Origin of the sequence: Exiguobacterium oxidotolerans JCM 12280, assembly GCF_000702625.1 — a bacterium.
GTDB lineage: Bacteria > Bacillota > Bacilli > Exiguobacteriales > Exiguobacteriaceae > Exiguobacterium_A > Exiguobacterium_A oxidotolerans.
Genome location: NZ_JNIS01000001.1, coordinates 1988692 through 2012600, shown reverse-complemented (window position 1 = coordinate 2012600; position 23909 = coordinate 1988692). Strand labels below are relative to the sequence as shown.

Here is a 23909-nt window from a genome sequence, read left to right as displayed (position 1 = left end):
AACGTTTTTTTGTGTACCGTTAGTATACGTGTTATTTCAGGTGGCGACCATCCTCATTTCCCTTGAAACTGTGGTGTTCGTTTCTCAGCAAAGGCGCGGAGTGCTTCAAGCCGGTCTTCGGTCGGAATGACTGCCTCATAGGCTTCCGTTTCAAGTCGTAAGCCGTCAGCGAGCGACACATCCATTCCGCCGTCAATCGCTTGTTTCGCCTGACGAATGGCAATCGGCCCATTGCGGAGCATCGCTGCTGCCAGTTCAAAGCAAGCCGGTAATAACTCGTCACGTGTCGCAACGACTTGCGAGACAAGACCATATCGTTCTGCCGTCGCGGCATCAATTTTTTTCGCCGTAAAGATCAATTCTTTCGCTCGTGTCTCCCCAATCAGACGCGGCAGACGTTGCGTCCCACCCGCTCCCGGGATGATCCCGAAACTCGTTTCCGTCAGACCGACCAACGCGCCGTCGACGATAATCCGGAAATCGCAGGCAAGCATCCACTCAAATCCTCCACCTAGCGCATGACCGTTAACCGCTGCAATCGTCGGTTGGGGCAACGCCGCAATGCTCGCAAAGACTTCACGAATCGCCAGCACATTGCGCCGGACTTCTGTTTCATTTAGTGTCACCCGCTCCTTTAAGTCGGCACCGGCACTAAACGCTTTTCCTGTCCCTGTAAATACGACGACCCGGACCGACTCATCTGCTTTGACGGCATCCACAAGTTCTTGCAGCTCGACCAGCGTCGGATAATCAAAACAATTCATCCGTTCCGGGCGGTCAATCCGAATCAGTCCGAGTTGTCCACTGCGTTCAACATGAATCATGTCAGTCCCTCCCGTTCGACTATCAAGGCGATCCCTTGTCCGACCCCGACACACATCGTCGCTAGTCCGTATGTCTGGTTCGTCCGCTTCATTTCATGCAACAAGGTCGTCAAAATCCGGGCACCACTGGCACCGAGTGGATGACCGAATGCGATCGCCCCTCCATTGACATTGACTTTTTCCGCATCAAGACCAAGTTCATAGATACAGGCTAAACTTTGTGCGGCAAACGCTTCATTCAGTTCAATCAGGTCGAGTTCTTCAATCGTCAGTCCTGCGCGCCGTAACGCTTTTTTCGTTGCGTCAATCGGACCAATGCCCATGATGGCAGGTTCGACACCTGCCGTCGCACTCGCCCGGTAAAACCCGAGCGGCGTCAGTCCGAGTTCGCGTGCGTGTTCTTCACTCATCAATAACAAGGCGGATGCACCATCATTGACGCCTGACGCATTCCCCGCCGTGACCGTTCCGTTTGGAAACAACGGACGCAATGTGCCAAGCTTCTCACGCGTCGTCTCTGGTCGCGGATGTTCATCTTGACTGACCTCAAGCATCGCTCCGCGTTTGTTTGCGTAACGAACAGGGACCATCTCGTCCTCAAAACGCCGACTGTCAATCGCCTGTTTTGCCCGCAACTGGCTTGTATACGCGAAGTCGTCCTGGGCATCCCGGCTGATTCCATAACGCGACGCGACATTCTCCGCCGTTTCCGGCATCGAGTCGGTTCCGTATTGTTCGGCCAGCCGTTCATTGACGAACCGCCAGCCGATTGTCGTATCGTATAATGTTTGATTGCCACGTGGGAACGCCGTATCTGGTTTCCCCATCACAAATGGCGCACGGGTCATACTTTCTGTCCCGCCGGCGATATAGACATCTCCTTCGCCTAAGGCAATTGCCCGCGCGGCTGCGATGACAGCATCCAATCCGGAACCACATAACCGATTCATCGTCGTTCCGGCGACACTGACCGGTAAACCGGCAAGTAAACCCGACATCCGGGCAACATTTCGATTGTCTTCGCCCGCTTGGTTTGCGTTGCCGAAGATGACCTCTTCAATCGTTTCAGGGGCAACACGCGTGTTGCGGGCGAGTAAGGCTTCAATCACGACCGCTCCTAAGTCATCCGGCCGGACGTCTTTTAACGCCCCATTGTACCGTCCGATCGGTGTCCGGACGGCGTCGATGATTGCGACACGCCTCATGGTGCCTTCACCCCGCTTTTCGCATAGTCATATACTCCGCGTCCCGTCTTACGACCGAGCCGTCCCGCTTTGACGTATTGTTCGAGCAATGGAGCCGGACGGTATTTTTCTCCGAGCTTCTCATGTAAGTAACGTAAATTATGCAGGCGCGTATCGAGCCCGACTAAGTCTCCCAGTTCGAACGGTCCCATCGGATAATTCAACCCAAGCTTGATCGCCTTATCGATTTCTTCCGGCGTTCCAAGTCCTTCTTGCAACATGTAGAAGGCTTCGTTACCAACGAGGGCACTGATCCGTGACGTGACGAACCCCGGGAACTCCTGAATGACGACCGTTTCTTTCCCCATCCGTTCGGCGACGTCCGTCAGTGCCGTCACTGTCTCATCCGACGTCTCAAGTCCACGGACGAGTTCGACGAGCGGCATCAGATGAACCGGATTAAAGAAATGCATCGCCATGACACGGTCCGGTCGCATCGTGAACGAGGCGATTTCCGTCGGACTCATCGTTGACGTGTTCGTCGCAAAGAAACATGACGGTCGGGCTGCGGCTTCAATCGTCCGGAAGACGGACTGTTTAATCTCGAGCCGTTCCGGAACAGCTTCAATCACGAGATCGGCGTCTGCTGCGGCCGCTGTTAAGTCTGTTGAAAAACGAAGGTGTAAAAACAGTTGTTCGACTTCATCCGCCGACATCTTCCCGCGGACGATTCCTTTTTCGGCAATCCGCTCCAACTCCTGTTTGGCAGAAGTGAGCAAGGCCGTTTCGATATCGACGAGTGTGACGTCGAACCCTTTTGCGGCTGCGACGTAAGCGATTCCGCGCCCCATGACACCTGATCCAACAACGACAATCTGATTAATCATCTGAATTCCTCCTTATAAAAAAATGTGCGGACTCGCGTCCGCACGTTGGTGTTTACAGTCCGAACGGATTAAGCGGACGGCTTCCGTAATACGATAAGATACTTTTCGTTTCCGTATATAAATCAAGCGTTTCGATACAGAGTTCACGACCGAAACCGGATTGTTTGTAGCCACCGAACGGCGTACCCGGGAACGCGGAGAACGGACAGTTAACCATGACGATGCCGGCTTTGATTTGGTTCGCGACCCGTGTCGCCCGTGCCCCGTCCTTCGTCCAGACCGCTGAACCGAGACCAAACTCCGTATCGTTCGCGAGACGGACCGCTTCTTTTTCATCTTTGAATGGCATGACGACGACGACCGGTCCGAAGATTTCTTCCTGAACGGCTTTCATGTCATGTGTGACATCCGTAATGATCGTCGGTGCATACCAGAATCCTTTTTCAAATCCTTCGACCTGTTCGATTTGACCGCCCGCAAGGATCGTTGCCCCGTCTGCTTTTGCCGACTGGACGTACCCGTCGATGACATCGAGTTGCTGTTGATCGATGATTGCTCCTACATGTGTCCCTTTATCAAATGGATTGCCGAGAACGAGTTGTTTTGTTTTTGCGACGAATTGCTCCATGAACGCGTCGTAAATATCCTCGTGAACGTACAGACGTGACCGTGCCTCACATGACTGGCCACTGTTATAGAAGATGCCGAACAACGAGCCGTCGACAGCAGCTGTGATATCCGCATCTTCAAAGACGATGTTCGGTGACTTACCACCGAGCTCGAGCGTGACACGTTTCAGTGTCTCCGATGCCCGACCCATGATGTCTTTTCCGACCGGCGTCGAACCGGTGAAGGCTACTTTATCGACGTGCGGATGCTCGACGAGATGGTTCCCGATTTCGCGTCCTGATCCCGGAATGACGTTGACGACGCCGGCCGGAACACCGGCTTCCAGACAAATTTCTCCGAGAATGATGGCAGTCAGCGGCGTCAGCGTTGCCGGTTTGACGACGACGGAACAACCGACCGCGATCGCTGGTGCGACTTTCCAGGCCGCCATCATCAACGGATAGTTCCATGGAATGATTTGGGCACAAACACCGACTGCTTCTTTTTCTGTGTAGTTATGGAATTGTCCCGGCACGTTATTGACGACACCGCGGTGACCGACGATCGCCCCGGCATAAAATTCGAAGTCTTCGATTGCTTGCGTGACTTGTCCTTGCGCAGCCGCTAACGATTTTCCGGTATCGAGAATCTCGAGTTCGACGATTTCATTGAAGCGCGACCGCATGATGCTTGCGATTTTGTTCAAGATTTGCGCACGGCGACCAACTGGCCACATCTTCCACTTGCCATGGTCAAAGGCATCACGTGCTGCCTTGACGGCACGGTCAGCATCTTCTTTTGACGCTTTCGCCACTTCTGCCAGGACTTCCCCTGTCGCCGGGTTATAGGTCTTAAACGTCTCGCCTGTCTCGCCTTCGACTTGCTCCCCATTGATGACGAGGTGATAGACCGACCGTTTCATTTCGATTGTTTTTTCGTGTACCGTTGACATGACATCCACTCCCTTTTTAGTTTCCTTTGAATGTAGGTTGACGTTTTTCAAGAAAGGCCTGCATGCCTTCCGTCTGATCGTCTGTCGCAAATAACAAGTAGAAATTTCGCCGTTCGTGTTCCATTCCGTCCTGGATCGACAAATCGCCGGCTTTATCGACGGCATCCTTAATCAGACGGACCGACATCTTCGGTTGCGCCGCAATCCGGTGGGCGACGGTCAGGACCGTCGCTTCGAGTTGGTCGGCTTCGACGAGTCGGTTGACGAGCCCAAAACGCTCCGCTTGATCGGCTGTCATCTGCTCCCCCGTCCATAACCATTCGAGGGCACGTGTCCGACCGATCCGCTTCGTCAGTCGCTGTGTTCCGCCTGCTCCCGGCATGACTCCAAGATTGACCTCCGGGAACCCGAACCGTGTCGCATCTGTTGCATAAATTAAATCGCAGGCAAGTGCCAATTCAAACCCACCACCAAGGACATAGCCGTGAACGGCAGCGAGCAGCGGCTTCTTCACCCGGCTGATGCGGTCCCAATCGGCGAAAGGGTCCAGAAGTTCCATCGTAATCGGTGTTGCCTCTACCATCTCGTCGATGTCTGCCCCGGCAGAAAAGGATTTTCCGGCGCCACTCAACATGATGGCACCAATCATCTCATCGCGGTCGAACTGCTCCATCGCTTCGACGATTTCATGAATCATCGCCCGGTTGAGGGCGTTATAACGCTCCGGTCGATTGAGAATGATGCGTCCGACCGCTCCATCAATTGCCGTCTTAACGTACTGTGGCATCGGCATGGACTTCTTCACCAATCATCAATGTGACGAGGTCCCCTGCGAAGCTCATCAAGTCCTTCCCCGATGCTTTCCCTTCAAGTGACCGCATGCCGGCTTGCATCGTCTCGTGACTTTCATAGACCATTTCACACATCAAATAATATTTTCCTTCGCCACCCATCGGTGAACCGACGATTTTCGTCACGGTCATCTCTTGTAGCCCGGGAATTTTAGCCGTGATCGGACCATGAACATTGAAGTAGTGCTCGTCAAACTGTTCCTTGTTCTCCGGGTGTTTATAAAGCGCGATTAGTTTTACCATATCAATTACCTTCCTTCACATGAGAGTAGAGACGGGTTTCATCGCCTCGAATGGATTTTTACACGTTTTACAGTACAGAATGCTGCGACATGCGGTCGGACCAAAGAGGTTTTCGATCGATACGAACGTCGAACCACAGTACGGACAATCAATTTCCCACGATCCGTCGACGACACGTGGTGGGGCAATCCCGAATGATTTCAGTCCTTCGATGCCTCGCTCGGTGATCCGGTCCGACGTCCACGGCGGATCAAAGATGAAGACGACATCGATTGTTTGTAACGCCGTAATTTGTTCGAGTGCCGCAATCGTATTTTTTTTGATGATGTCGAGTGCCGGACACCCGAGGAATGTCGGAAGTAACGTCACCCGAATCGCGTAGCCGCCTGCAGATTCCGTCAATTCCATCTTGTCGAACATCCCGAGATCAAGAATGCTGACGGCATCGATTTCCGGATCTTTGACGGTATCGAGCGCGGCCTGAATTTCTTGTTGTAACGCAAGCGTCGTCATGACGCATCCCTCCTCACCATACGGCGGACTGGTCAATCAAATAAACTTCTCCAAGCGTCGACAAGGCATCGTTTAAGTCAGCCGAATGCTCACCATTGCGGCCATTGGCTGACATCCGCATCTCGGGTAACGTGACATCCAACTCGACAAGTGTCGGCGTCAATGTCTGATACCAGCGGTCGAGCAAGATCCCTTGTCCTTCAATCAAGCGCATCTCTTCGATCACGTCACCGTGCTCCCCGTAATCAAACATGTCACCGAAGTCCGCCAACACTTGTTCAAGTGCCGCATCCATCTTTTGGCGTGCCGTCGGAGTCGCTTGATACAGTTGCGTGAACCACGTTTGCCAGTGGAGCAGGTGATAGTACAACTCCATATTGATTTTGACGGCGGCTGCCGCGAGTGGGGCATAGCTGCTGTTTTTTAAGGCATCAATGCGGATTTTTTTCGCCAGCGTGTAACAGTAGTTCCGGACGACGGCATACGCCCAGTCATACTCCGGTGTCTCCATGTAGTATCCGGGACCGTTGACCCGTTCGACGAGAACCGAATTTTTCCGTTCATGCGCCAGCCGGACGTGTGCTAAGGCATCCGCCTTCCCTTCCCCTAACTCTTCGAGCAACTGATAATACATCGCCGCGTGTCCCATCGAATCCTGGGCAATGGATGAGGACGCGACATCTTCTTCGATATGCGGTGCCAGACCAAGCCATTCCGAGCCGCGGAACGCATAAAGAAAATCGTCATCCGCTAACTGATACAGTAACGCTGCGAGCGCCGTCCGTTCTTGCTCCGTCATTTCGAGTCGCCTCCTTGCCAAGACATGATTTCTTTTTCGTCGAGCATCTGCTGTTCATAATGGCGCCACTTCTTCTTCAAGTAGCCGTACCCTTTCGTCGTCCGGTAATCCTTGTTATCGAGTCGCGTCAACATCTGCTTTTCGTCCGGAGTCAAGCCGCGGACGTCCGTCCGTTTGACGACCCAAATGTCGACGACCGGTTCACGACGCATGAAGTTTTCTTGCGCCATCAGTAAGGCCATCTCTTTGTTTGGTGCAAGCAAGCTGAATTGATGCGTGAACGCGGCGTTCGGCGTCCGTTTACTAAACACTTCGAACTCCTGATAAAATGTTTCCGTCATGTCGTTTCCCCCCTTCATGCCATCGTCTCGGCCAACGCTTCACGGACCCACGCGTTATTTTGATAAGACGTCCGGCGTAAGGCGAGACGCTCCTTCGAACGCGGTCCCCCGCCTTGAATGATTTTCTTGAACTCCGACCAATCGGGCTGGGCATAAATCCATTGCCCCGACTCTTCGTCAAAACGGAGGGTCGGATCCGGAATGACCAGTCCAAGCGATTGAATCCGCGGGACATACTTCGTAAAGAAATTTTGGCGGAGTTCTTCGTTTGTCTTCGTCCGAATCTTATAGGCAATCGTGATGTCTTGTTTTGATGTCCCGGTCGTTTCTTTTGTCGCGGGTCCGAAGAACATCAAGAGCGACTCCCACCATTCATCCAGCGATTCCTGAATCATTGCTTTTTGTTCGGGTGTTCCTTCAGCAAGTGCCATGATGATCGATTCACCATGCTGGGCATGGAACACTTCTTCCGCACAAATTCGTTGTAAGGCACGGGCATACGGACCGTATGACGCCCCTAACATGTTCGTCTGGGTGATGATTGCCGCCCCATCAACGAGCCAACCGATCGTTCCGGCATCTGCCCACGTACGGGTCGGCATGTGGAAGACGTTGTGAAACTTCAGACGTCCCGTAAACAGGTCATCCATCAAATCACCGCGCGTTTTCCCGTACGGTTTCATCAAATCCTCGACGACGCGGAGCAACAGTTGTCCGTGCCCCATTTCATCCTGGACTTTCGCCATGATCCCAAGTTTTCGCCGGAGGGACGGGGCTTTCGGGACCCATTCCTTCTCTGGTAAGGCGCCCATGATTTCGCTGATTCCGTGCATCGAAATCAATTTGATTAACGTATCGCGGTAAAACGCAGGCATCCAGTCATCCGCTTCAATCTTTTCACCGTTCTCGATTCGTTCCGTGAACCGGGCGAGCTTTTCCTCTTCCGTCATGACTTCCGGTTCGAACAAGTGTGTTGCATCGTACATGTTGAGTTCCTCCTCTTGTCTTAAACAGGTTCTTTATCCGACGTTTCGGTCCGACGATCGACAATCCGCTCTGCTTTTCCTTCTGAACGGGTGACGCCATACCGCGGGTGACAGATCATCTCAATCGAAATCAGGCATTCTGATTTGATGGCTTCACAGACGGTTCGCATGACCGCTTCTTGCTGCGTCTGTTCTTCGAGCTCGACGTGTAACTCGATCGCATCAAGTCCATGTCGTTTGACGAGATGAATTTGATAATGTGGTGTGACACCATCTTGTTTCAATAGGACACGTTCAATCTCCGACGGGAAGACGTTGACACCGCGGATGATCATCATGTCGTCCGTCCGTCCCGTAATCCGGGACATCCGGGTCGTCGTTCGACCGCAAGCGCATGTTTCACGTGTAATCGAAGCGAGGTCCCCCGTCCGGTAGCGAATGATTGGAAGCGCTTTCTTTTTTAAACTTGTAAAAACGAGTTCCCCGACCATCCCTTCTGGTAACGGTTCCCCCGTGCTCGGATCAATGACTTCCGTGATGAACAAGTCATCCATGATGTGTAATCCCTGTTGCGCTGGACATTCGATTGCGACGCCCGGACCCATGATTTCGCTCAGTCCGTAAATATCAAGTGCAGTAATATTCAATTTTTTCTCGAGCGTCCGACGCATTTCTTCCGACCACGGTTCAGCTCCGAAAATTCCATAACGTAAGCCCGTTGTCCGAGGATTGATTCCCCGCTCTTCCATCCGTTCTGCGAGGCGCAGCACATAAGAAGGTGTCCCGCAAATCCCTGCCGGTTTGAAGTCTTCGATCAATGTGATTTGCCGATCCGTATTCCCGCCGGATACAGGAACGACCGTCATTCCGAGTTTTTCTGCTCCGGCATGTAAACCGAGACCACCCGTGAACAGTCCATACCCATACGCGTTATGCAACAAATCCGTCCGTTTTGCACCTGCCATGACGAGACCACGTGCGACGGCACCTGCCCAGTCGTCCAAATCTTCCTGCGTGTACCCGACGACCGTCGCCTTGCCGCTCGTTCCGGATGAGGCGTGAATTCGCGCCACCTCTTCTTGTTTGACGGCAAACAGTCCGAATGGATAGTTCTCACGTAAATCACTTTTTCGGGTGAACGGAAGTTTTTGAATATCTTCTAGCTGATCAAAGGCAACAGCATCAAGCCCGGCTTCCTCAAAACGTTTCCGATAAAATGGAACACGTTCCATCGCATACCGGACCGTTTCACGTAAACGATTGAGTTGCAGTTGTTGTCGTGTTTCATGCGTCATCGTCTCAAGTGCCTCATCATAGAACATCGTGCACCTCCTCATTCATTTAACACAATAAAAATACGCTCGTTTAAATTTAGTTATATGTTAAACCTACGATACGTTCACAATGTTGTCAATGATTCATTTTGTTAAAAGCTCCCATATCTTTCGTCAATTAATCTATTCTTCGTCCTTTTTCGGATTTAAGGTCTTTTCACCATCCTAAAACGGCATAACATACTACTGTTTGGAAAAAATTTCTGAAATGGTTTGCTCATTTTGTAACTGATTGATAAAATATCGTGTGACAAGTGTTATACTATTTTTGGTAAGACCACCTGGAGAGAAACAGATATGTTTTGAAGGTAAAGGAGGATTCTATGAAACCTGGTTTAGCCCTTGGTCAGACGGCACGTGTCGAAACGACCGTCACGGAAGAGATGTTCGCACAGTTTGACGGAACCGTCGTCCATCCCGCCTACTCCACCGTGTCGATGGTCTATCATATGGAGTGGGCCGCCCGCAAAATCATCCTCCCTTATCTGGAATCGTTCGAAGAAGGCGTCGGGGGAGCAGTCAACGTAAAACATTTGAATATGGCACCACTCGGGTCGAACGTCACTATCATAGCGACGGTGACGGAACTGCGGGACAACCGCGTCCGGACAAAAATCGACGTCACGAACGAACATGGGTTGATCGGCGTCGGCGAAGTCACACAAATCATTTTGGATAAACGATTGATTGAAAAAAAGTTGACGACACACGTTTTTTAAACCAAAAAATGAAAGCGCTTACTTAGAAACTCAAGGAGGCTTTGATATGAATATGATCAATCCATCTACAAACGCATCATTATCAATCATGGAAAAAATCGCAGGACACGAGCAGGTCGTCTTTTGTAACGATCCGATTTCGGGACTTCAAGCCATCATCGCGATTCACGATACGACACTTGGTCCGGCACTTGGCGGTTGTCGTATGGCGCCATACGCAAGCGTCGATGAAGCGCTCGACGATGTCCTGCGTCTGTCACGTGGCATGACCTATAAATGTGCCGCTGCCGACGTCGACTTCGGCGGAGGAAAAGCCGTCATCATCGGCAATCCGGCAACGGACAAAACACCGGAAATGTTTCGTGCGTTCGGTCGATTCGTCGATTCGTTAGGCGGACGTTTTTATACAGGGACAGACATGGGGACGACGATGGACGACTTCGTCCATGCGAGTCGCGAAACCTCACGGATCGTCGGTATCCCGGAAGCCTTTGGCGGGAGTGGTGATTCGTCGATTCCGACTGCTGAAGGGGTCATCAACGGATTACGTGCAACGATTGAAAGTTTGTTCGGATCTGACGACTTGAGTCGTGCCTCTTATGCCGTCCAAGGACTTGGAAAAGTCGGTTATAAGGTCGCAGAGCAACTTTTACATGCAGGTGCCAATTTGTACGTCTCAGACATTAACGAAGTAGCACTCGCCTCGATCGTTAAAGAAGCCGAGATGACACCGGGAACGGTTCATGTCGTTGCCCCACACGAGATTCACCTGACGGATGCCGATGTCTTCGTCCCTTGTGCCTACGGTGGTGTCATCCGTGCCGATAACATCGCAAGTCTTCCATGTAAGGCAATCTGCGGTTCAGCCAACAATCAGCTTGCAGACGATTCGCTCGCTGAAGCATTGATGCAACGTGGCATCCTTTATGCTCCTGATTACATCGTCAATGGCGGTGGTCTGATTCAAGTCGCAGATGAACTGTACGGAGCCAATCATGAACGGGTCCTCCTGAAAACGCGCCACATTTACGATGCCGTCCTCGAAGTATTCGGACAATCCCATGCCGAGTCGATCACGACACTCGAAGCCGCAAACCGGATGTGTGACAAACGGATTCACGTCCGCGCCCGTCACAATAACATCTTCACGAATACAACAAAACCGAAGTGGAACATTCGCAATCAATCTTGATGGAGGTGGACGAGATGGAATCACAATTCCCGATTCAACGCATCATCGACGATGCCGGTCAAATCGTCGACGAGACGAAACGAGACGCATTGACGAAAGAACTAGCGTTACAGTTATTCACGCATATGAACCGGATTCGGACATTCGATCGAAAAGCAATCAACTTGCAACGCCAAGGACGACTCGGAACCTATGCCCCGTTTGAAGGACAGGAAGCGGCTCAAGTCGGCAGTGCCCTGGCATTAAACGATACGGACTGGATTTTCCCGACGTACCGTGATCACGGGGCGACGTTGACGTTCGGTGCCGATATGGTACGGACACTCCTTTACTGGAATGGACGGGTCGAGGGGTGTGTTCCGACGGATGACTTGCATATCTTCCCGCCTGCCGTTCCGATTGCCACACAAATCCCCCACGCGGTCGGTGCCGCATGGGCGGAAAAACGAAAAGGAACGACTGCCGTCTCCGTTGCCTATTTCGGAGACGGGGCGACATCTGAAGGTGACTTCCATGAAGGGATGAACTTCGCGAGTGTCTTCCAGGCACCGGTCATTCTGTTCAACCAAAATAACGGTTATGCGATTTCTGTCCCGATCCAAAAGCAGATGCACTCGGAGACCATCGCCCAAAAAGCACTCGCTTACGGCATGCCGAGCGTCCGGATTGATGGAAACGATGCCTTTGCCGTCTACTTCACGATGCAAGAAGCTGTCGCCCGCGCACGGAACGGTCAGGGACCGACATTGATTGAGGCCGTCACATGGCGGTTCGGTGCCCATACGACAGCGGACGACCCGTCGAAGTACCGCGATCAAGAACGGTCGCGCGACCGTGTCGATCCGCTCACGCGCCTCGAACAATTCATGCGTGAACAAGGGTTTTACGACGACACGGAAATCGATGCAATCCGGGCACGCCATCAAATGGAGGTCGAGGAGGCCGTCAAAGCGATGGAAGCCTTCAAGCCACCGGCAATCGATGACCTCTTCGATCATACCTATGCGACGTTGCCAGCAGACGTCGCGCGTCAAAAAGCCGATTACCTGACTGCGAGGGGGAACTAACATGGCGACACCAATCAATCAGCAAACCGATATGACACTCATCCAAGCCGTCACGGATGCATTACGAATTAAATTAGCGACCGATGACACGACGCTTGTCCTCGGCGAAGATGTCGGGAAAAACGGCGGTGTCTTCCGGGCAACGGACGGACTGCAAGCTGAATTCGGCGAAGACCGTGTCATCGACACCCCACTCAGTGAAGCGGGGATTGTCGGGACCTCGGTCGGACTTGCCGTCAATGGCTTTAAACCGATCGTCGAAATTCAATTTCTCGGATTCATTTATCCGGCTTATGAACAAATCATGACCCACGTCTCGCGTATCCGGATGCGGACGATGGGACGCTACAGCGTACCGATGGTCATCCGTGCGCCGTATGGTGCCGGCATCCGCGCCCCGGAAATCCATTCGGACAGCACGGAAAGTTTATTCACCTCGATGCCCGGACTCAAGGTCGTCTGTCCTGCGACGCCTTACGACGCCAAAGGACTGTTACTTGCTGCAATCGATGACCCCGACCCCGTCTTGTTCCTCGAATCGATGCGGAGCTATCGCGCTTTCAAGGAACCCGTTCCAAACGAAGCCTATACGATTGAAATCGGTAAAGCGCACATCGTCTCGGAAGGGGCAGATGTCACGTTGATTGCTTGGGGGGGCATGGTACAAGTCGCTCAAAAAGCAGCCGCACAGGCAGAAAAACAAGGGCTCTCCTGTGAAGTGCTCGACCTGCGGACACTCTATCCGCTCGATCAAGAGACAATCGCCGCCTCCGTCCAAAAAACAGGACGTGTCGTCATCATCCACGAGGCCCATGCGATGGGCGGTCTCGGGACAGACTTGATTGCTTTGATTAATGACACATCCTTCCTCTACTTGCGGGCACCAATCGCCCGTGTGACCGGATTTGATGTCCCGGTCCCGTTGTTCGCACTAGAGGATCACTATATTCCGACACCTGCCCGCGTACTTGAAGCGATTACGCGGACGGTCGACTTCTAAGGAGCTGAGTTTATGACTGAAGTGAAACTACATGATGTCGGAGAAGGCATGACGGAAGGCGAAATCGCCCATTACCTCGTCAAGATCGGCGATCATGTGACACTTGATCAACCGGTTGTCGAAGTATCGACCGATAAGATGGTCGCTGAACTGCCGGCACCGGTTTCCGGCGTCATCAAGGACATCTTAATTCCGATTGGACAGACTGTCACGGTCGGAACGACGCTCCTTCTGATTGAATCCGGTGACGAGGAAGCGGCAACACCTGAAACCGTCACCGAGTCATCGCGTCCTGTCGTGAACGCGCGAACACCGCTTGCCGTACAGACGCGCCGTGTCCTCGCGACACCGTACACACGAAAAATCGCTCGCGATCACGGAATTGATATCGAACAAGTACCTGCATCGGACCCATCCGGACGCGTTTCGGAAGAAGATGTTTTGCAGTTCGTCGCCCAGCCAGAACCCGTATCACCGAAAACGGAAACGGAAACACCCGAAGTCAAAGCAGCTCCTGAAACAGGACATTCTCCAGCTAATCCGGTGACTTTACCGTTTCGTGGAATCCGCAAACAGATTGCGAAGAAGATGACGCAATCGCTCTTTACGATTCCTCATGTCACGCACTTTGAAGAAATCGACATGACACGTCTCCTCGTACTGCGGGCAGAACTAAAAGCGAACGGGACACCGATCAGTGTCAATGCCTTCTTCGTCAAGGCACTTGTCGTTGCCTTAAAAGACTTCCCGGTCTTCAATGCCAAACTGGATGAAGCCAATGATCAAATCATTTTAGAGCAGGAGTACCATATCGGCATCGCGACGGAAACGGAAGACGGCTTAATCGTCCCTGTCGTCCGTCAAGCCGACCAGCTCTCACTCCGCGTGTTACATGAACAACTCGCCGGACTGCAGACACGGGCGAAAACAAACGAGTTGCGGGCGGGCGACTTAAAAGCGAGCACGTTCACGATGAGTAATGTCGGACCGCTCGGCAGTACCGGTGCGACGCCCATCATCAACTACCCGGAGACCGCCCTGATCGCTTTTCATAAAACAAAAAAACGAGCTTGCGTCGATGAAAACGATCAAATCGTCGTCCGCTCGATGATGAACGTCTCGATGTCGTTTGATCACCGCGTCGCGGACGGAGCGACGGCCGTCGCCTTCACGAATCGCTTCGCCGGTCTGATTGAACAACCGACTACTTTATTAATGGAGTTGATTTAAATGGTCGTAGGAGAACTGACACAAGAGCGTGACCTTATCATTCTCGGCGGTGGCCCGGCTGGTTACACAGCTGCGATTCGGGCGAAACAGCTTGGACGCGACGTCACATTGATTGAACGGGAACGGCTTGGCGGAACATGCTTGAACGTCGGATGTATTCCGTCGAAAGTATTGGCGCATGCCGCGCAGGAGCGGACACGTCTCTCACACTTGTCGGCACTCGGCTTTTCCGTCGACACGACGCATGACTTCAGCCAGTTAGCGAACTACCGGGATCACGTCGTGACGAAGCTGCGCCAAGGCGTCGAAGCGCTTTGTAAAGCAAACGATATTGAATACGTGACCGGGTCTGCGTCCTTCCTCTCAAACGACCGGATCGGTGTCGAACAAGGACATCAGTTCGATACGTATCGTTTTCAAGATGTCGTCATCGCAACCGGCAGCCACAGCATCCGGGAAGAATCATCCGTTCTCTTGAACGCGGAACAACTGTATCAATTACAGGAGTTACCGGAGAGCCTGATCATCATCGGGAACGATTACATCGCGATTGAAGCGGCGATGAGTTTTCAAGCACTCGGGACAGACGTGACGTTGATCGCTGACGGCTTCGGGCTCGACATGAGTCTCGAAAAAGAATTAAAGCGGACATTCAAAAAACAAAAAATCACACTTGTCAGCGGCACCGTGACGACGATAACACCGACGGATACGCATGTCGACGTCACAATCGTCAAGGCGGAACAAGAAAAAACGGTCCAGGCCAGTTACCTCTTCCACTCGTTGCCACGCGTGGCGAATACACTTGATTTAGGTGTCGACCGGCTTGGTCTGACGTTAAACGAGGATGCAACACTTGTCGTAGATGCGCTTGGTCGAACAAACTTCCCCCATATTTATGCGATTGGAGACGTCACACCGGGTCCGCAACTCGCGACGCGGGCGATCCATGAAGCAAAACGGACGGCGGAACATCTCGGTGGCGCTTCACCTGATACGATGATTCCTTACTTCCCGACGATCGTCCGCTCACTTCCACCAATCGCTTCCATCGGCTTGACGGAACAAGCGGCGACCGACGCCGGTCACACGGTGCAAGTCGGACAGTTCCCATTGACGGCAAACGGAGCGAGTAGCATCGATGCGGGCAGTGGCTTCATCAAGGTCGTCTCGGACGCAAAGACATCACTGATTTTAGGCATTCATATGATCGGGGACGGTGCCCTGGAACTCGCCGGTACGTTTGCGCTTGCACTGGAAATGGCCGCAAAACAAGAGGATTTACGTTTTCCGGTCCAAGCACACCCGAGTCGCAACGAAGCGTTGACGGAAGCACTCGAAGCACTGGTCGGGCAAGCAATCCACCTTCCACCACGCCAGCAAGCCGTCTTCTCGAACACGTAACCATACTACTTGTTTTTGAAGGAGCAACGCCCGATGGAACTTTACTTCACGAAACTCGAATGGGAGCACCATTGCTTTCCGATTGCCGCGACGCCAGACGGTCTCTGTTATGTCGGTGCGTTTGACGAACCGTCCGAACTGTTTGAGGACTGGAAACGAAAGTACCTCCCGCGGGCTGAAGTCCTAATTGACGATTCAAGAATCAACCCGTATCGGGAGCAACTGCTCGGTTATTTGCAGGGAGAGCAGACGGCCTTTACACTGCCGCTTCATCCAATCGGGACACCGTTCCAGCTTGATGTCTGGCAAGCCTTGCAAGCTGTCCCATACGGAAGCACGGCAACGTATTCCGAGATTGCAGCGGCCGTCGCACGCCCTCGTGCCATCCGAGCCGTTGGGACGGCAATCGGGAAAAACCGGTTGCTGTTGGTCATCCCCTGTCACCGGATCGTCGGCAAGAATGGTGATTTGATCGGCTACTGGGGTGGATTGAACATGAAACGCCGTTTGCTTGCCTTAGAGCAGGAAATCCGTCCGAACTCGATGTAATCGAAAACCCGAGCGACTCCGTTTTCTAACAAGAAACGGAGCACTCGGGTTTTCACGTAGACACGGCATTCATTACGTCGCGGTTGATGAACAATCAGCCTTTTGTTCATATGTGTTTCTCGGTTGAGGCATGAGTCATCGAGATTAACACAACATGAAATGGAGACAAGCTAAAGATCATTCGCGGTTTGTTGATTCTCATGCGAGACTTCGCTTTCCACGGGCGGAAGGCGATCCTCGAGCAAGCACTAAACGATCTTGACCTATAAGAAGTTGCATAGAAATAGCCGATGATTCCCTGAAAAGTGGAATCATCGGCCATTTGATTGATGGAGGGCGGAAACATTCATCCTCGACTCCTACTGGAATCAGTTTACATCACTGACCCCAAACCGATATGTCGTCTCCCACTGGTACATCGCACCCGGTTCGACGAGAATCGATGGAAAACGGGATTCATTGACAGCATTCGGATGGACTTGTGCCTCAAGACAAAGACCGAGCGACGGACGGGACGGAACACCACGAACCGTATAGTCGGTCAAGAGTTGTGTTCCCGTGTATAAGACGACGACCGGCTGATTCGTCGTCACCTGTAACGTTCGTCCTGATACCGGATCAATAAGTTGCGCGCTTCCTTCTCCTTCATCTAAGACGAACGGATGATCATAACCATTCCCGGCATTGACCGTCTCTTCACTTTCCGATTCAGCGCCACTGCGAATCGACCGCCCTGTCTGAAAATCAAGGACCGTTCCGTCGACCGGACGGAATTCCCCCGTCGGTAGCAGATCGGGTCCAAGCGGTAGATAGGTCGAACTCGGTAACGTCAACTGATGATCCAGAATATCGCGTTGTAAGTTGCCGGACAGGTTCCAGTACGTGTGATTCGTCACGTTCAATGGTGTCGTCTGATCCGTCGTTGCTTCAATCGACAACGTCAATGCTGTTCCGTTTAGCCGGTAGATGACATCCACGGTTACATTTCCGGGATACCCTTCGCAACCATCCGGACTGAGCGTCCGTAAGTGCAACAGTTGTTCCGTTGCTTCGATGACATCAAAGAAGACTTGATCGAAGCCGTGCGTGCCGCCATGTAAGTGATTCGTTCCGTCATTTGCCGCAAGGTGATAAGTTTGTTCAGCAATTGAAAAACGGGCTTGCCCAATCCGTCCCGCGACCCGGCCGACGATTGCTCCGAAATACGGCGAATGTTCTTTGTAAGCAGCCAGTGTATCAAAGCCCAGCACGACACTCTCCAGCTTGCCCGTTCGATTTTTGACCTGGACGTCGTTGATGATCCCACCGTAATTCCAAATCTCGACTTCCATGTCCGGTTGCATCAGGCGATGCCGCACGAGTCGCGCGTCTTCTGTTGGATGTGTCTCGTACGTCATCGCCGGTCACCTGCCACTTGGCGTGTCACCGTCTGCAAAAATTTGGCAAGTCCTGCTTGACCTGCCTCCGTTTGTTTGAAGACACCGCAGTCTTCGAGTCCACGGACGAATTTCTCAGCCACGGCTTGTTCGACGTAAGATGTGACCGGTTGACCGGTGTACTGTTGCTTCAACTCTTCCGCCCAAGTCCGGTGTACCGGCAAGACGTCCGTCGTTTCACCGACGATGAACTGTTCGACCTGTTTTAGCTCTTCCAGCAACCGGGCCGGTAAGACGGCAAGTCCCATCACTTCAATCAAGCCGATATTTTCCCGTTTGATGTGATGGATGTCCGCGTGCGTATGGAAAATGCCATCTGGATGTTCGACAGAGGTCCGATTGTTTCGTAAGACGAGATCGAGTTCATAGCTGCCGTTTCGCATCCGGGCGATCGGTGTCACGGTGTTATGGCGGACGCCGTCCGTCATCGCGATGATGTCTTGGTCCGCATCACTGTAGGTCAGCCATGTCGTATAGATATCATCGGCGGCAGCAAGTAACTGCTGACGATCCTTACTGCTCAAGCGGATGACGCTGAGCGGCCAGTGTAACGTTTGCCCACTGACATCCGGTTGTTGCGGCAAATCGAACCGGCTTTGGATCGTTGCCCGGTCCATCGCGAACTCATAACGTCCGCCTTGATAATGATCATGCGTTAAAATCGAACCGCCGACGATTGGTAAATCAGCATTTGACCCTGCAAAATAATGCGGGAATTGATCGACGAATTCAAGTAATCGTTCAAAGGCGGCGCGGTTGATTACCATGTCGCGGTGCGTCTGCGACAAAATGATGCTGTGTTCGTTGTAGTAGACGTATGGCGAATACTGCAATGCCCAAGCCTCACCTTGAAGTGTCAACGGAACGATCCGGTGGTTCGCCCGAGCCGGATGATTGCTGCGTCCGGCATAACCGACGTTCTCGACACAAAGCAAACACGTTGGATACGTCGATGCTGCAACAGGTTCCGTCCGAGCTGCCGCAATTTCGCGTGGATCTTTTTCCGGTTTCGATAAGTTGATCGTAATATCGATTTCTCCGTAAGTCGTCGCTGCCTTGTACTGGATGTTTTTCGCAATCCGTTTCGTCTGGATATAATTGCTCGCCTGACTGAGTTGATAGAAATAATCCGTTGCTTGCACCGGATTTTCTTTGTAAAGCTGATTGAACGTCGTCGTGATCGTCGAAGGACGATCAACGAACACATCCATTAATTCAGCTGCAAAACGTTCTTTTTCGTCGAGTCGTGCGGCAAGCCGTCCGGACGCGATCATTTCTTCCACCAGCGCCTCGAGGATGTCAGGAATCGGTTCCGCTGTAACGGTCCCTGGATCGGTATAATCCGCCTGACCGACAAGCGCAAGAATTCGATTACGCGCATAGATTTCATCTTCTGCGTCAATCAGATGTTCAGCAATCGCTTGCTCAATCAATCGTTTGATGTGTTCATTCATCGCCTTCACTCTCCTCAATCCATTCTCTCTCTTATGTTGTCTGATAGCCGTTCGGACGGCGTTCGTGCCAGTTCCAGGCATCACGGATGATTTGGTCGATGTCCGTCCGACGCGGTGACCAGCCGAGAACACGTTTTGCTTTTTCTGATCCTGCGATTAACGTACTCGGATCACCGGCACGTCTAGCGACGACTTGTTCCGGAATCGGATGTTTTGTCACCCGGCGTGCTGCTTCGATGATTTCGCGGACGGAAAATCCGTTGCTCGAACCGAGGTTAAAGACGTCACTCGCGTGTCCTTGTTGTAAGTAATCGAGTGCGAGAATATGGGCATCAATCAAATCTTCGACATGAATGTAATCCCGGATGCATGTCCCGTCCGGTGTCGCGTAGTCGTCCCCATAAATCGAGATGACAGACCGCTGATTGTTTGCGACTTCAAGGACGAGCGGCACGAGGTGAGTTTCTGGTGTGTGATCCTCCCCGATTTCTCCTGTCGCGCGTGCTCCAGCGACGTTGAAGTAGCGTAACGCCACATAACGAAGACCATGTGCTTGTTCGCACCATTTCATCATCTTCTCCATCATCAATTTCGTTTCACCATACGTATTCGTCGGATTCGTCACTGCTGTCTCGAGAATCGGCATCGTTTCCTGCTCGCCGTATGTCGCTGCCGTCGAGGAGAAGACGATTTGTTTGATGTCATGCGCGACCATTGCTTCGAGTAAGACTTCTGTTCCGTAGACATTATTATTGAAATACTTTAATGGCTGTTCCATCGACTCCCCGACTAACGAAAAGGCGGCGAAGTGAACGACCTGTTCAATCGTCTCTTCTGTAAAGACATGGTCAAGGAACGACCGGTCGCGAATATCACCTTCGTATAAACGGGCTTGCGGATGGACCGCCTTCTTGTGACCTGCCTGTAAATGATCAATGACGACGACGTCTTTTCCAGCATCAATCAACTGATAAACGGCATGGGAGCCGATATAGCCGGCCCCACCGACAACTAGTACGGCCATATTAGATGACCTCCCGTTCGACTTCACGTGCTCCGTCTCCGACAGTCGCCGTGTAGAACGTTGCCGGATAACCGATCCGGCTTTCATAGCGCTGTCCGACGGCATCGATGAATCGGTCGACTGTTGACGTTTCAACGATTGCAATCGCACAGCCACCAAAGCCGGCTCCTGTCATCCGTGCCCCAAGGACACCCGGTTGTGCCCAAGCCGCTTCGACCAACGCGTCGAGTTCTTGCCCTGTCACTTCATAATCGTGTTGGAGTGACCGGTGCGACGCATTCATCAATTCTCCGAATTCCTCGAGTTGCCCTGCTTGTAGTGCTTCTAGGGCTTGTAACGTCCGCTCATTTTCAGAAATCGCATGGCGTGCCCGACGCATCAAGCGTTCGTCGTCGAGTGTGACGGTTTCGAATTCTGCCATCGACCAATCTCCGAGCGTTGCATACGGACGGACTTGCTGTAACTGTTCGAGCGCCTGTTCACATTCTGCACGCCGCTCGTTGTATTTTGAATCGGCGAGTTCCCGCCGCTTGTTCGTGTTCATGATGATGATCGTATAACCCGTCAAGTCGAGCGGCGCATACGTGTAGTCAAGCGTTTGGCAGTCAAGGAGTAATCCTGATCCTGCCTGTCCCATCCCGATTGCAAACTGATCCATGATGCCACTGTTGACGCCGATGTAATGATTTTCGACTTGCTGACCGAATTTCACGAGTTCGACCCGGTCAAGCGATAAGTCATAGAGACGCTCGAGCATCACACCGATGACGAGTTCGAGTGAAGCAGACGAAGACAACCCTGCTCCGTTCGGAATATCGCCCTTGATTAAAACATCAAATCCTGACGTGATGGCGTAACCCGCTTCGCGAAGGACGTGCACCATTCCTTTGGCATAATTCGTCCAACCGTCTTGCGGATTATGGGTCAAGTCGTCTAATCCGACTTCGATGATGCCGTCTGCTTCGAAGTTGAGTGAATAGAAACGACACGTTGCATCATCGCGTTTTCGGGCAATCGCATGCGTCCCAAGCGTCAAGGCACATGGAAACACATGACCTCCGTTATAGTCCGTATGCTCTCCAATCAAATTGATACGCCCTGGCGCAAAAAAGCGATGTGTCGCCTGTACACCGAATTGCTCTTCAAAGATTTGTTCTAACGTCTGGTCGGTCATGCGATCGGCTCCTTTTGCTCAATTTGTCTCAATTGATGGATGGGTTGAATCCGTAAACAACGTGCTTCATAGTCCGTCGAATAAGAGAAGTTCAGTCCTTGGTTCATCAAGTAAGCACCGCTCACCTGGCGATCTTCCACTTGGTACAGTCTATTTGCATCTAATCCCGTCAGTTTAAAGCTGTACTGGTGAATGCCATGCTTACGCATCGGTGCAACCGCCAAAATGACCGTCTCAGATTCAGACGTATACTGCATGATGCTCGCTGTCGTTTGTGAGAATGGACTGATACGGTATTGACGTCCGTGCTGAACTGTCGGTCGAATCGTCTTGTATGTCTCAATCCATCCTTTTGCTTCCGCGAGTTCACTTGCCGTCCACTCACTTAAGTTTCCACCGATACCGAGCGTCCCTTGCATCGAAGAGACGAACCGCGTCGCAAGCGGTAAGTTCCGCCCGTTCAACCAGTTCGGACCATCCGTCACCCAGCAGCTCATCATCTTCGCATTATAGGCAAACGAGAAGTCATGTTGAATCGTCAACCGGTCAAGCGGGTCCGTGTTGTCACTCGTCCAAACTTGTTCCGTCCGCTCTAAAATCCCGAGATCAATCCGACCTCCGCCACCGGCACATGCTTCGAAGTCGACCGTCGGATGCCCGAGTCGTAGCTCGTCGAAGATTCGGTATAAGGCATCGACGTGGCGTTTCCAAAGTTCTTGTTGCGCGTCCGGTGTTCGCGACGGGACGCCCGGCTCAGAAAACGCCCGGTTCATGTCCCACTTGATGTAGTCGATTTCATGCGTCGTCAATAATTCATCCATCATGTCATAAACGAACCGTTCGACTTCTGGTAAACCAAGGTTCAAGACGAACTGGTTTCTCGATGTCGTCCGGACAGCGCCCGGAGCATGATAAATCCAGTCCGGATGTGCGCGATATAAATCGGAGTCCGGATTGACCATCTCCGGCTCGACCCAAAGACCAAACTGCATGTTTTTCCCCTTCACATACTCAATCAATGGCGTCAGACCGTTCGGAAACTTTTTCTTGTTGACGACCCAGTCCCCTAAGCCCGCTTGATCGGAGTGACGTTCACCGAACCAGCCGTCATCGACGACGAATAGTTCGCATCCGATATCAGCTGCTTGATCGACGAGTGCCCGTTGTCCCTGTTCCGTTACGTCGAAATACGTCGCTTCCCACGAGTTATAGAGGACCGGCCGAACGTTTTCACGGTCAGACGCTGGCATGATGATGTGACGCTGGAAGTCATGCGCGCGCGCACTCATTCCGGCAAAGCCGTCCGGGGCGTAGCCGATATAAAAGACCGGCGTCGTCAGACGTTGTTCCGCGTCAAGCGTCCAGCTGAAATCAAATCCGTTCATCCCACCCGATAGTTGGACGAACCCGAAGGCATCCTGCTCGGCATGAATCGCCCAGTTACCCGAGTAGGCCAAGTGACCATAAATGACTTCGCCCGTCGTCTCTGTTGCGTCATGCTCAAGTGCGAACCAAGGATTGGCTTGGTGGCTCGTCACACCACGACGGCTTTCAATCGTCTTGCGTCCTGCTGTCAGCGGCGTGATTTGTTTTTGGAATTCGCCCGTCCATGTCCCAGCATAATGATGGAAGTTGAGCGTCGGACGATTTAAAAGTCCCATCGCGAACGACTGTGCCGTCGTCAAACGGACAGGTTTTTCTCCTGCGTTTTCGACGATCAGCGAACGCCCGATTGTATCGTATGCCGCAAAAAGTTCATACCGTACTCCGACACGCAAGTCTTGGAGCGGATCGTGGAGCCATAAGGTGAGCACCGTATCCGACAGCTCTGCTTGTTCGAATGAAAACTGACTGATTCGCGCTCCGTCTGTCCGTTCTGATTTTAACGTCGGTTCTGTATAGACCATCTCACCGAACGGGATGAAGTCGTACGTCGCAACACCGTCCGGTGACTCGAATGAGCTATGGGCGAGGACGGCACTCGGCAATGCCGCATAATCTGCCTGATAAGGAAGTCGTGCGCCAAAATACGTATGGACGAGTTTTCCATCCCCCCCGACCGTCACGACGTGTGCGACAGCTTGTCCTTCGATTACGAACCGGTTTTTCGATACTTCAAAGATTGCCATGGTCTACC

At 52.3% G+C, this 23909-nt stretch carries 23 protein-coding genes; 7 read left to right on the top strand and 16 right to left on the bottom strand.

What is annotated here, in order from left to right; all coding sequences use genetic code 11:
- Nucleotides 1-53 precede the first annotated feature (53 nt).
- From P403_RS0110235 to P403_RS0110185, 11 genes are read right to left on the bottom strand one after another with little or no spacing between them, the layout of a single operon-like run.
- Nucleotides 54-824, bottom strand: coding sequence for an enoyl-CoA hydratase-related protein (locus P403_RS0110235; RefSeq protein ID WP_029332546.1), 771 nt, complete (start codon nucleotides 822-824; stop codon nucleotides 54-56).
- A complete protein-coding gene (locus tag P403_RS0110230) occupies nucleotides 821-2029 on the bottom strand; it encodes an acetyl-CoA C-acyltransferase (RefSeq protein WP_029332545.1) in 1209 nt (402 codons plus the stop codon). The genes P403_RS0110235 and P403_RS0110230 overlap by 4 nt, the downstream gene beginning before the upstream one ends.
- A complete protein-coding gene (locus P403_RS0110225; protein ID WP_029332544.1) occupies nucleotides 2026-2895 on the bottom strand; it encodes a 3-hydroxyacyl-CoA dehydrogenase in 870 nt (289 codons plus the stop codon). Before P403_RS0110225 ends, P403_RS0110230 begins: the two co-directional genes overlap by 4 nt.
- A 52-nt stretch (nucleotides 2896-2947) precedes the next feature.
- Nucleotides 2948-4456, bottom strand: a complete 1509-nt coding sequence (locus P403_RS0110220) for an aldehyde dehydrogenase family protein (protein ID WP_029332543.1) — start codon at nucleotides 4454-4456, stop codon at nucleotides 2948-2950.
- A 16-nt stretch (nucleotides 4457-4472) separates the two neighbouring features.
- A complete protein-coding gene (locus P403_RS0110215) occupies nucleotides 4473-5249 on the bottom strand; it encodes an enoyl-CoA hydratase/isomerase family protein (RefSeq protein ID WP_029332542.1) in 777 nt (258 codons plus the stop codon).
- Entirely contained in the window at nucleotides 5227-5550 is a 324-nt protein-coding gene (locus P403_RS0110210; RefSeq protein ID WP_029332541.1) for an EthD family reductase, read from the bottom strand. The genes P403_RS0110215 and P403_RS0110210 overlap by 23 nt, the downstream gene beginning before the upstream one ends.
- Nucleotides 5551-5565: 15 nt before the next feature.
- Complete coding sequence (gene paaD, locus P403_RS0110205) at nucleotides 5566-6063, bottom strand: 1,2-phenylacetyl-CoA epoxidase subunit PaaD (protein WP_029332540.1); 498 nt, start codon at nucleotides 6061-6063, stop codon at nucleotides 5566-5568.
- Nucleotides 6064-6076: 13 nt separating this feature from the next.
- Nucleotides 6077-6862 (bottom strand): 1,2-phenylacetyl-CoA epoxidase subunit PaaC, encoded by a 786-nt coding sequence (paaC, locus tag P403_RS0110200; RefSeq protein ID WP_029332539.1) that lies wholly within the window; start codon nucleotides 6860-6862, stop codon nucleotides 6077-6079.
- Nucleotides 6859-7203 (bottom strand): 1,2-phenylacetyl-CoA epoxidase subunit PaaB, encoded by a 345-nt coding sequence (gene paaB, locus P403_RS0110195; RefSeq protein WP_029332538.1) that lies wholly within the window; start codon nucleotides 7201-7203, stop codon nucleotides 6859-6861. The genes paaC and paaB overlap by 4 nt, the downstream gene beginning before the upstream one ends.
- Before the next feature lie 14 nt (nucleotides 7204-7217).
- Nucleotides 7218-8189 (bottom strand): 1,2-phenylacetyl-CoA epoxidase subunit PaaA, encoded by a 972-nt coding sequence (paaA, locus tag P403_RS0110190; RefSeq protein WP_051667363.1) that lies wholly within the window; start codon nucleotides 8187-8189, stop codon nucleotides 7218-7220.
- A gap of 20 nt (nucleotides 8190-8209) precedes the next feature.
- Entirely contained in the window at nucleotides 8210-9511 is a 1302-nt protein-coding gene (locus P403_RS0110185) for a phenylacetate--CoA ligase family protein (protein WP_029332536.1), read from the bottom strand.
- Between the two features lie 335 nt (nucleotides 9512-9846).
- Between P403_RS0110185 and P403_RS0110180 the strand changes: the two genes are divergently transcribed.
- Genes P403_RS0110180 through P403_RS0110150 form a run of 7 tightly spaced genes read left to right on the top strand, consistent with a single transcriptional unit; the run spans nucleotide 9847 to nucleotide 16684 of the window.
- Nucleotides 9847-10242: a thioesterase family protein gene (locus P403_RS0110180; RefSeq protein ID WP_029332535.1), complete on the top strand. Its 396-nt coding sequence runs from the start codon at nucleotides 9847-9849 to the stop codon at nucleotides 10240-10242.
- Nucleotides 10243-10288: 46 nt separating this feature from the next.
- Complete coding sequence (locus P403_RS0110175) at nucleotides 10289-11434, top strand: Leu/Phe/Val dehydrogenase (protein WP_029332534.1); 1146 nt, start codon at nucleotides 10289-10291, stop codon at nucleotides 11432-11434.
- Nucleotides 11435-11448: 14 nt separating this feature from the next.
- On the top strand, nucleotides 11449-12501 hold the full coding sequence (gene pdhA / locus P403_RS0110170; RefSeq protein WP_029332533.1) for a pyruvate dehydrogenase (acetyl-transferring) E1 component subunit alpha: 1053 nt from the start codon (nucleotides 11449-11451) through the stop codon (nucleotides 12499-12501).
- A 1-nt stretch (nucleotide 12502) separates the two neighbouring features.
- Nucleotides 12503-13501: an alpha-ketoacid dehydrogenase subunit beta gene (locus tag P403_RS0110165; protein WP_029332532.1), complete on the top strand. Its 999-nt coding sequence runs from the start codon at nucleotides 12503-12505 to the stop codon at nucleotides 13499-13501.
- 12 nt (nucleotides 13502-13513) lie between these two features.
- A complete protein-coding gene (locus P403_RS0110160) occupies nucleotides 13514-14731 on the top strand; it encodes a dihydrolipoamide acetyltransferase family protein (protein WP_029332531.1) in 1218 nt (405 codons plus the stop codon).
- Complete coding sequence (locus P403_RS0110155; RefSeq protein ID WP_029332530.1) at nucleotides 14732-16135, top strand: dihydrolipoyl dehydrogenase family protein; 1404 nt, start codon at nucleotides 14732-14734, stop codon at nucleotides 16133-16135.
- Nucleotides 16136-16168: 33 nt separating this feature from the next.
- Complete coding sequence (locus P403_RS0110150; RefSeq protein ID WP_029332529.1) at nucleotides 16169-16684, top strand: methylated-DNA--[protein]-cysteine S-methyltransferase; 516 nt, start codon at nucleotides 16169-16171, stop codon at nucleotides 16682-16684.
- A gap of 368 nt (nucleotides 16685-17052) precedes the next feature.
- Here the strand turns inward: P403_RS0110150 and P403_RS0110145 are convergent, their stop codons facing one another.
- From P403_RS0110145 to P403_RS0110125, 5 genes are read right to left on the bottom strand one after another with little or no spacing between them, the layout of a single operon-like run.
- Nucleotides 17053-18081, bottom strand: coding sequence for an aldose epimerase family protein (locus P403_RS0110145; protein ID WP_029332528.1), 1029 nt, complete (start codon nucleotides 18079-18081; stop codon nucleotides 17053-17055).
- Nucleotides 18078-19574, bottom strand: coding sequence for a UDP-glucose--hexose-1-phosphate uridylyltransferase (gene galT / locus P403_RS0110140; RefSeq protein WP_029332527.1), 1497 nt, complete (start codon nucleotides 19572-19574; stop codon nucleotides 18078-18080). The genes P403_RS0110145 and galT overlap by 4 nt, the downstream gene beginning before the upstream one ends.
- A gap of 31 nt (nucleotides 19575-19605) precedes the next feature.
- On the bottom strand, nucleotides 19606-20598 hold the full coding sequence (gene galE, locus P403_RS0110135; protein WP_029332526.1) for a UDP-glucose 4-epimerase GalE: 993 nt from the start codon (nucleotides 20596-20598) through the stop codon (nucleotides 19606-19608).
- 1 nt (nucleotide 20599) lies between these two features.
- On the bottom strand, nucleotides 20600-21772 hold the full coding sequence (locus P403_RS0110130) for a galactokinase (protein WP_029332525.1): 1173 nt from the start codon (nucleotides 21770-21772) through the stop codon (nucleotides 20600-20602).
- Complete coding sequence (locus P403_RS0110125) at nucleotides 21769-23901, bottom strand: alpha-galactosidase (RefSeq protein WP_029332524.1); 2133 nt, start codon at nucleotides 23899-23901, stop codon at nucleotides 21769-21771. Before P403_RS0110125 ends, P403_RS0110130 begins: the two co-directional genes overlap by 4 nt.
- Nucleotides 23902-23909: the final 8 nt, after the last annotated feature.

Coding starts and splice junctions, on each gene's coding strand:
- P403_RS0110235 (WP_029332546.1), bottom strand. CDS start 824: ATGATTCATGTTGAACGCAGTGGACAACTCGGACTGATTCGGATTGAC.
- P403_RS0110230 (WP_029332545.1), bottom strand. CDS start 2,029: ATGAGGCGTGTCGCAATCATCGACGCCGTCCGGACACCGATCGGACGG.
- P403_RS0110225 (WP_029332544.1), bottom strand. CDS start 2,895: ATGATTAATCAGATTGTCGTTGTTGGATCAGGTGTCATGGGGCGCGGA.
- P403_RS0110220 (WP_029332543.1), bottom strand. CDS start 4,456: ATGTCAACGGTACACGAAAAAACAATCGAAATGAAACGGTCGGTCTAT.
- P403_RS0110215 (WP_029332542.1), bottom strand. CDS start 5,249: ATGCCGATGCCACAGTACGTTAAGACGGCAATTGATGGAGCGGTCGGA.
- P403_RS0110210 (WP_029332541.1), bottom strand. CDS start 5,550: ATGGTAAAACTAATCGCGCTTTATAAACACCCGGAGAACAAGGAACAG.
- paaD (WP_029332540.1), bottom strand. CDS start 6,063: ATGACGACGCTTGCGTTACAACAAGAAATTCAGGCCGCGCTCGATACC.
- paaC (WP_029332539.1), bottom strand. CDS start 6,862: ATGACGGAGCAAGAACGGACGGCGCTCGCAGCGTTACTGTATCAGTTA.
- paaB (WP_029332538.1), bottom strand. CDS start 7,203: ATGACGGAAACATTTTATCAGGAGTTCGAAGTGTTTAGTAAACGGACG.
- paaA (WP_051667363.1), bottom strand. CDS start 8,189: ATGTACGATGCAACACACTTGTTCGAACCGGAAGTCATGACGGAAGAG.
- P403_RS0110185 (WP_029332536.1), bottom strand. CDS start 9,511: ATGTTCTATGATGAGGCACTTGAGACGATGACGCATGAAACACGACAA.
- P403_RS0110180 (WP_029332535.1), top strand. CDS start 9,847: ATGAAACCTGGTTTAGCCCTTGGTCAGACGGCACGTGTCGAAACGACC.
- P403_RS0110175 (WP_029332534.1), top strand. CDS start 10,289: ATGAATATGATCAATCCATCTACAAACGCATCATTATCAATCATGGAA.
- pdhA (WP_029332533.1), top strand. CDS start 11,449: ATGGAATCACAATTCCCGATTCAACGCATCATCGACGATGCCGGTCAA.
- P403_RS0110165 (WP_029332532.1), top strand. CDS start 12,503: ATGGCGACACCAATCAATCAGCAAACCGATATGACACTCATCCAAGCC.
- P403_RS0110160 (WP_029332531.1), top strand. CDS start 13,514: ATGACTGAAGTGAAACTACATGATGTCGGAGAAGGCATGACGGAAGGC.
- P403_RS0110155 (WP_029332530.1), top strand. CDS start 14,732: ATGGTCGTAGGAGAACTGACACAAGAGCGTGACCTTATCATTCTCGGC.
- P403_RS0110150 (WP_029332529.1), top strand. CDS start 16,169: ATGGAACTTTACTTCACGAAACTCGAATGGGAGCACCATTGCTTTCCG.
- P403_RS0110145 (WP_029332528.1), bottom strand. CDS start 18,081: ATGACGTACGAGACACATCCAACAGAAGACGCGCGACTCGTGCGGCAT.
- galT (WP_029332527.1), bottom strand. CDS start 19,574: ATGAATGAACACATCAAACGATTGATTGAGCAAGCGATTGCTGAACAT.
- galE (WP_029332526.1), bottom strand. CDS start 20,598: ATGGCCGTACTAGTTGTCGGTGGGGCCGGCTATATCGGCTCCCATGCC.
- P403_RS0110130 (WP_029332525.1), bottom strand. CDS start 21,772: ATGACCGACCAGACGTTAGAACAAATCTTTGAAGAGCAATTCGGTGTA.
- P403_RS0110125 (WP_029332524.1), bottom strand. CDS start 23,901: ATGGCAATCTTTGAAGTATCGAAAAACCGGTTCGTAATCGAAGGACAA.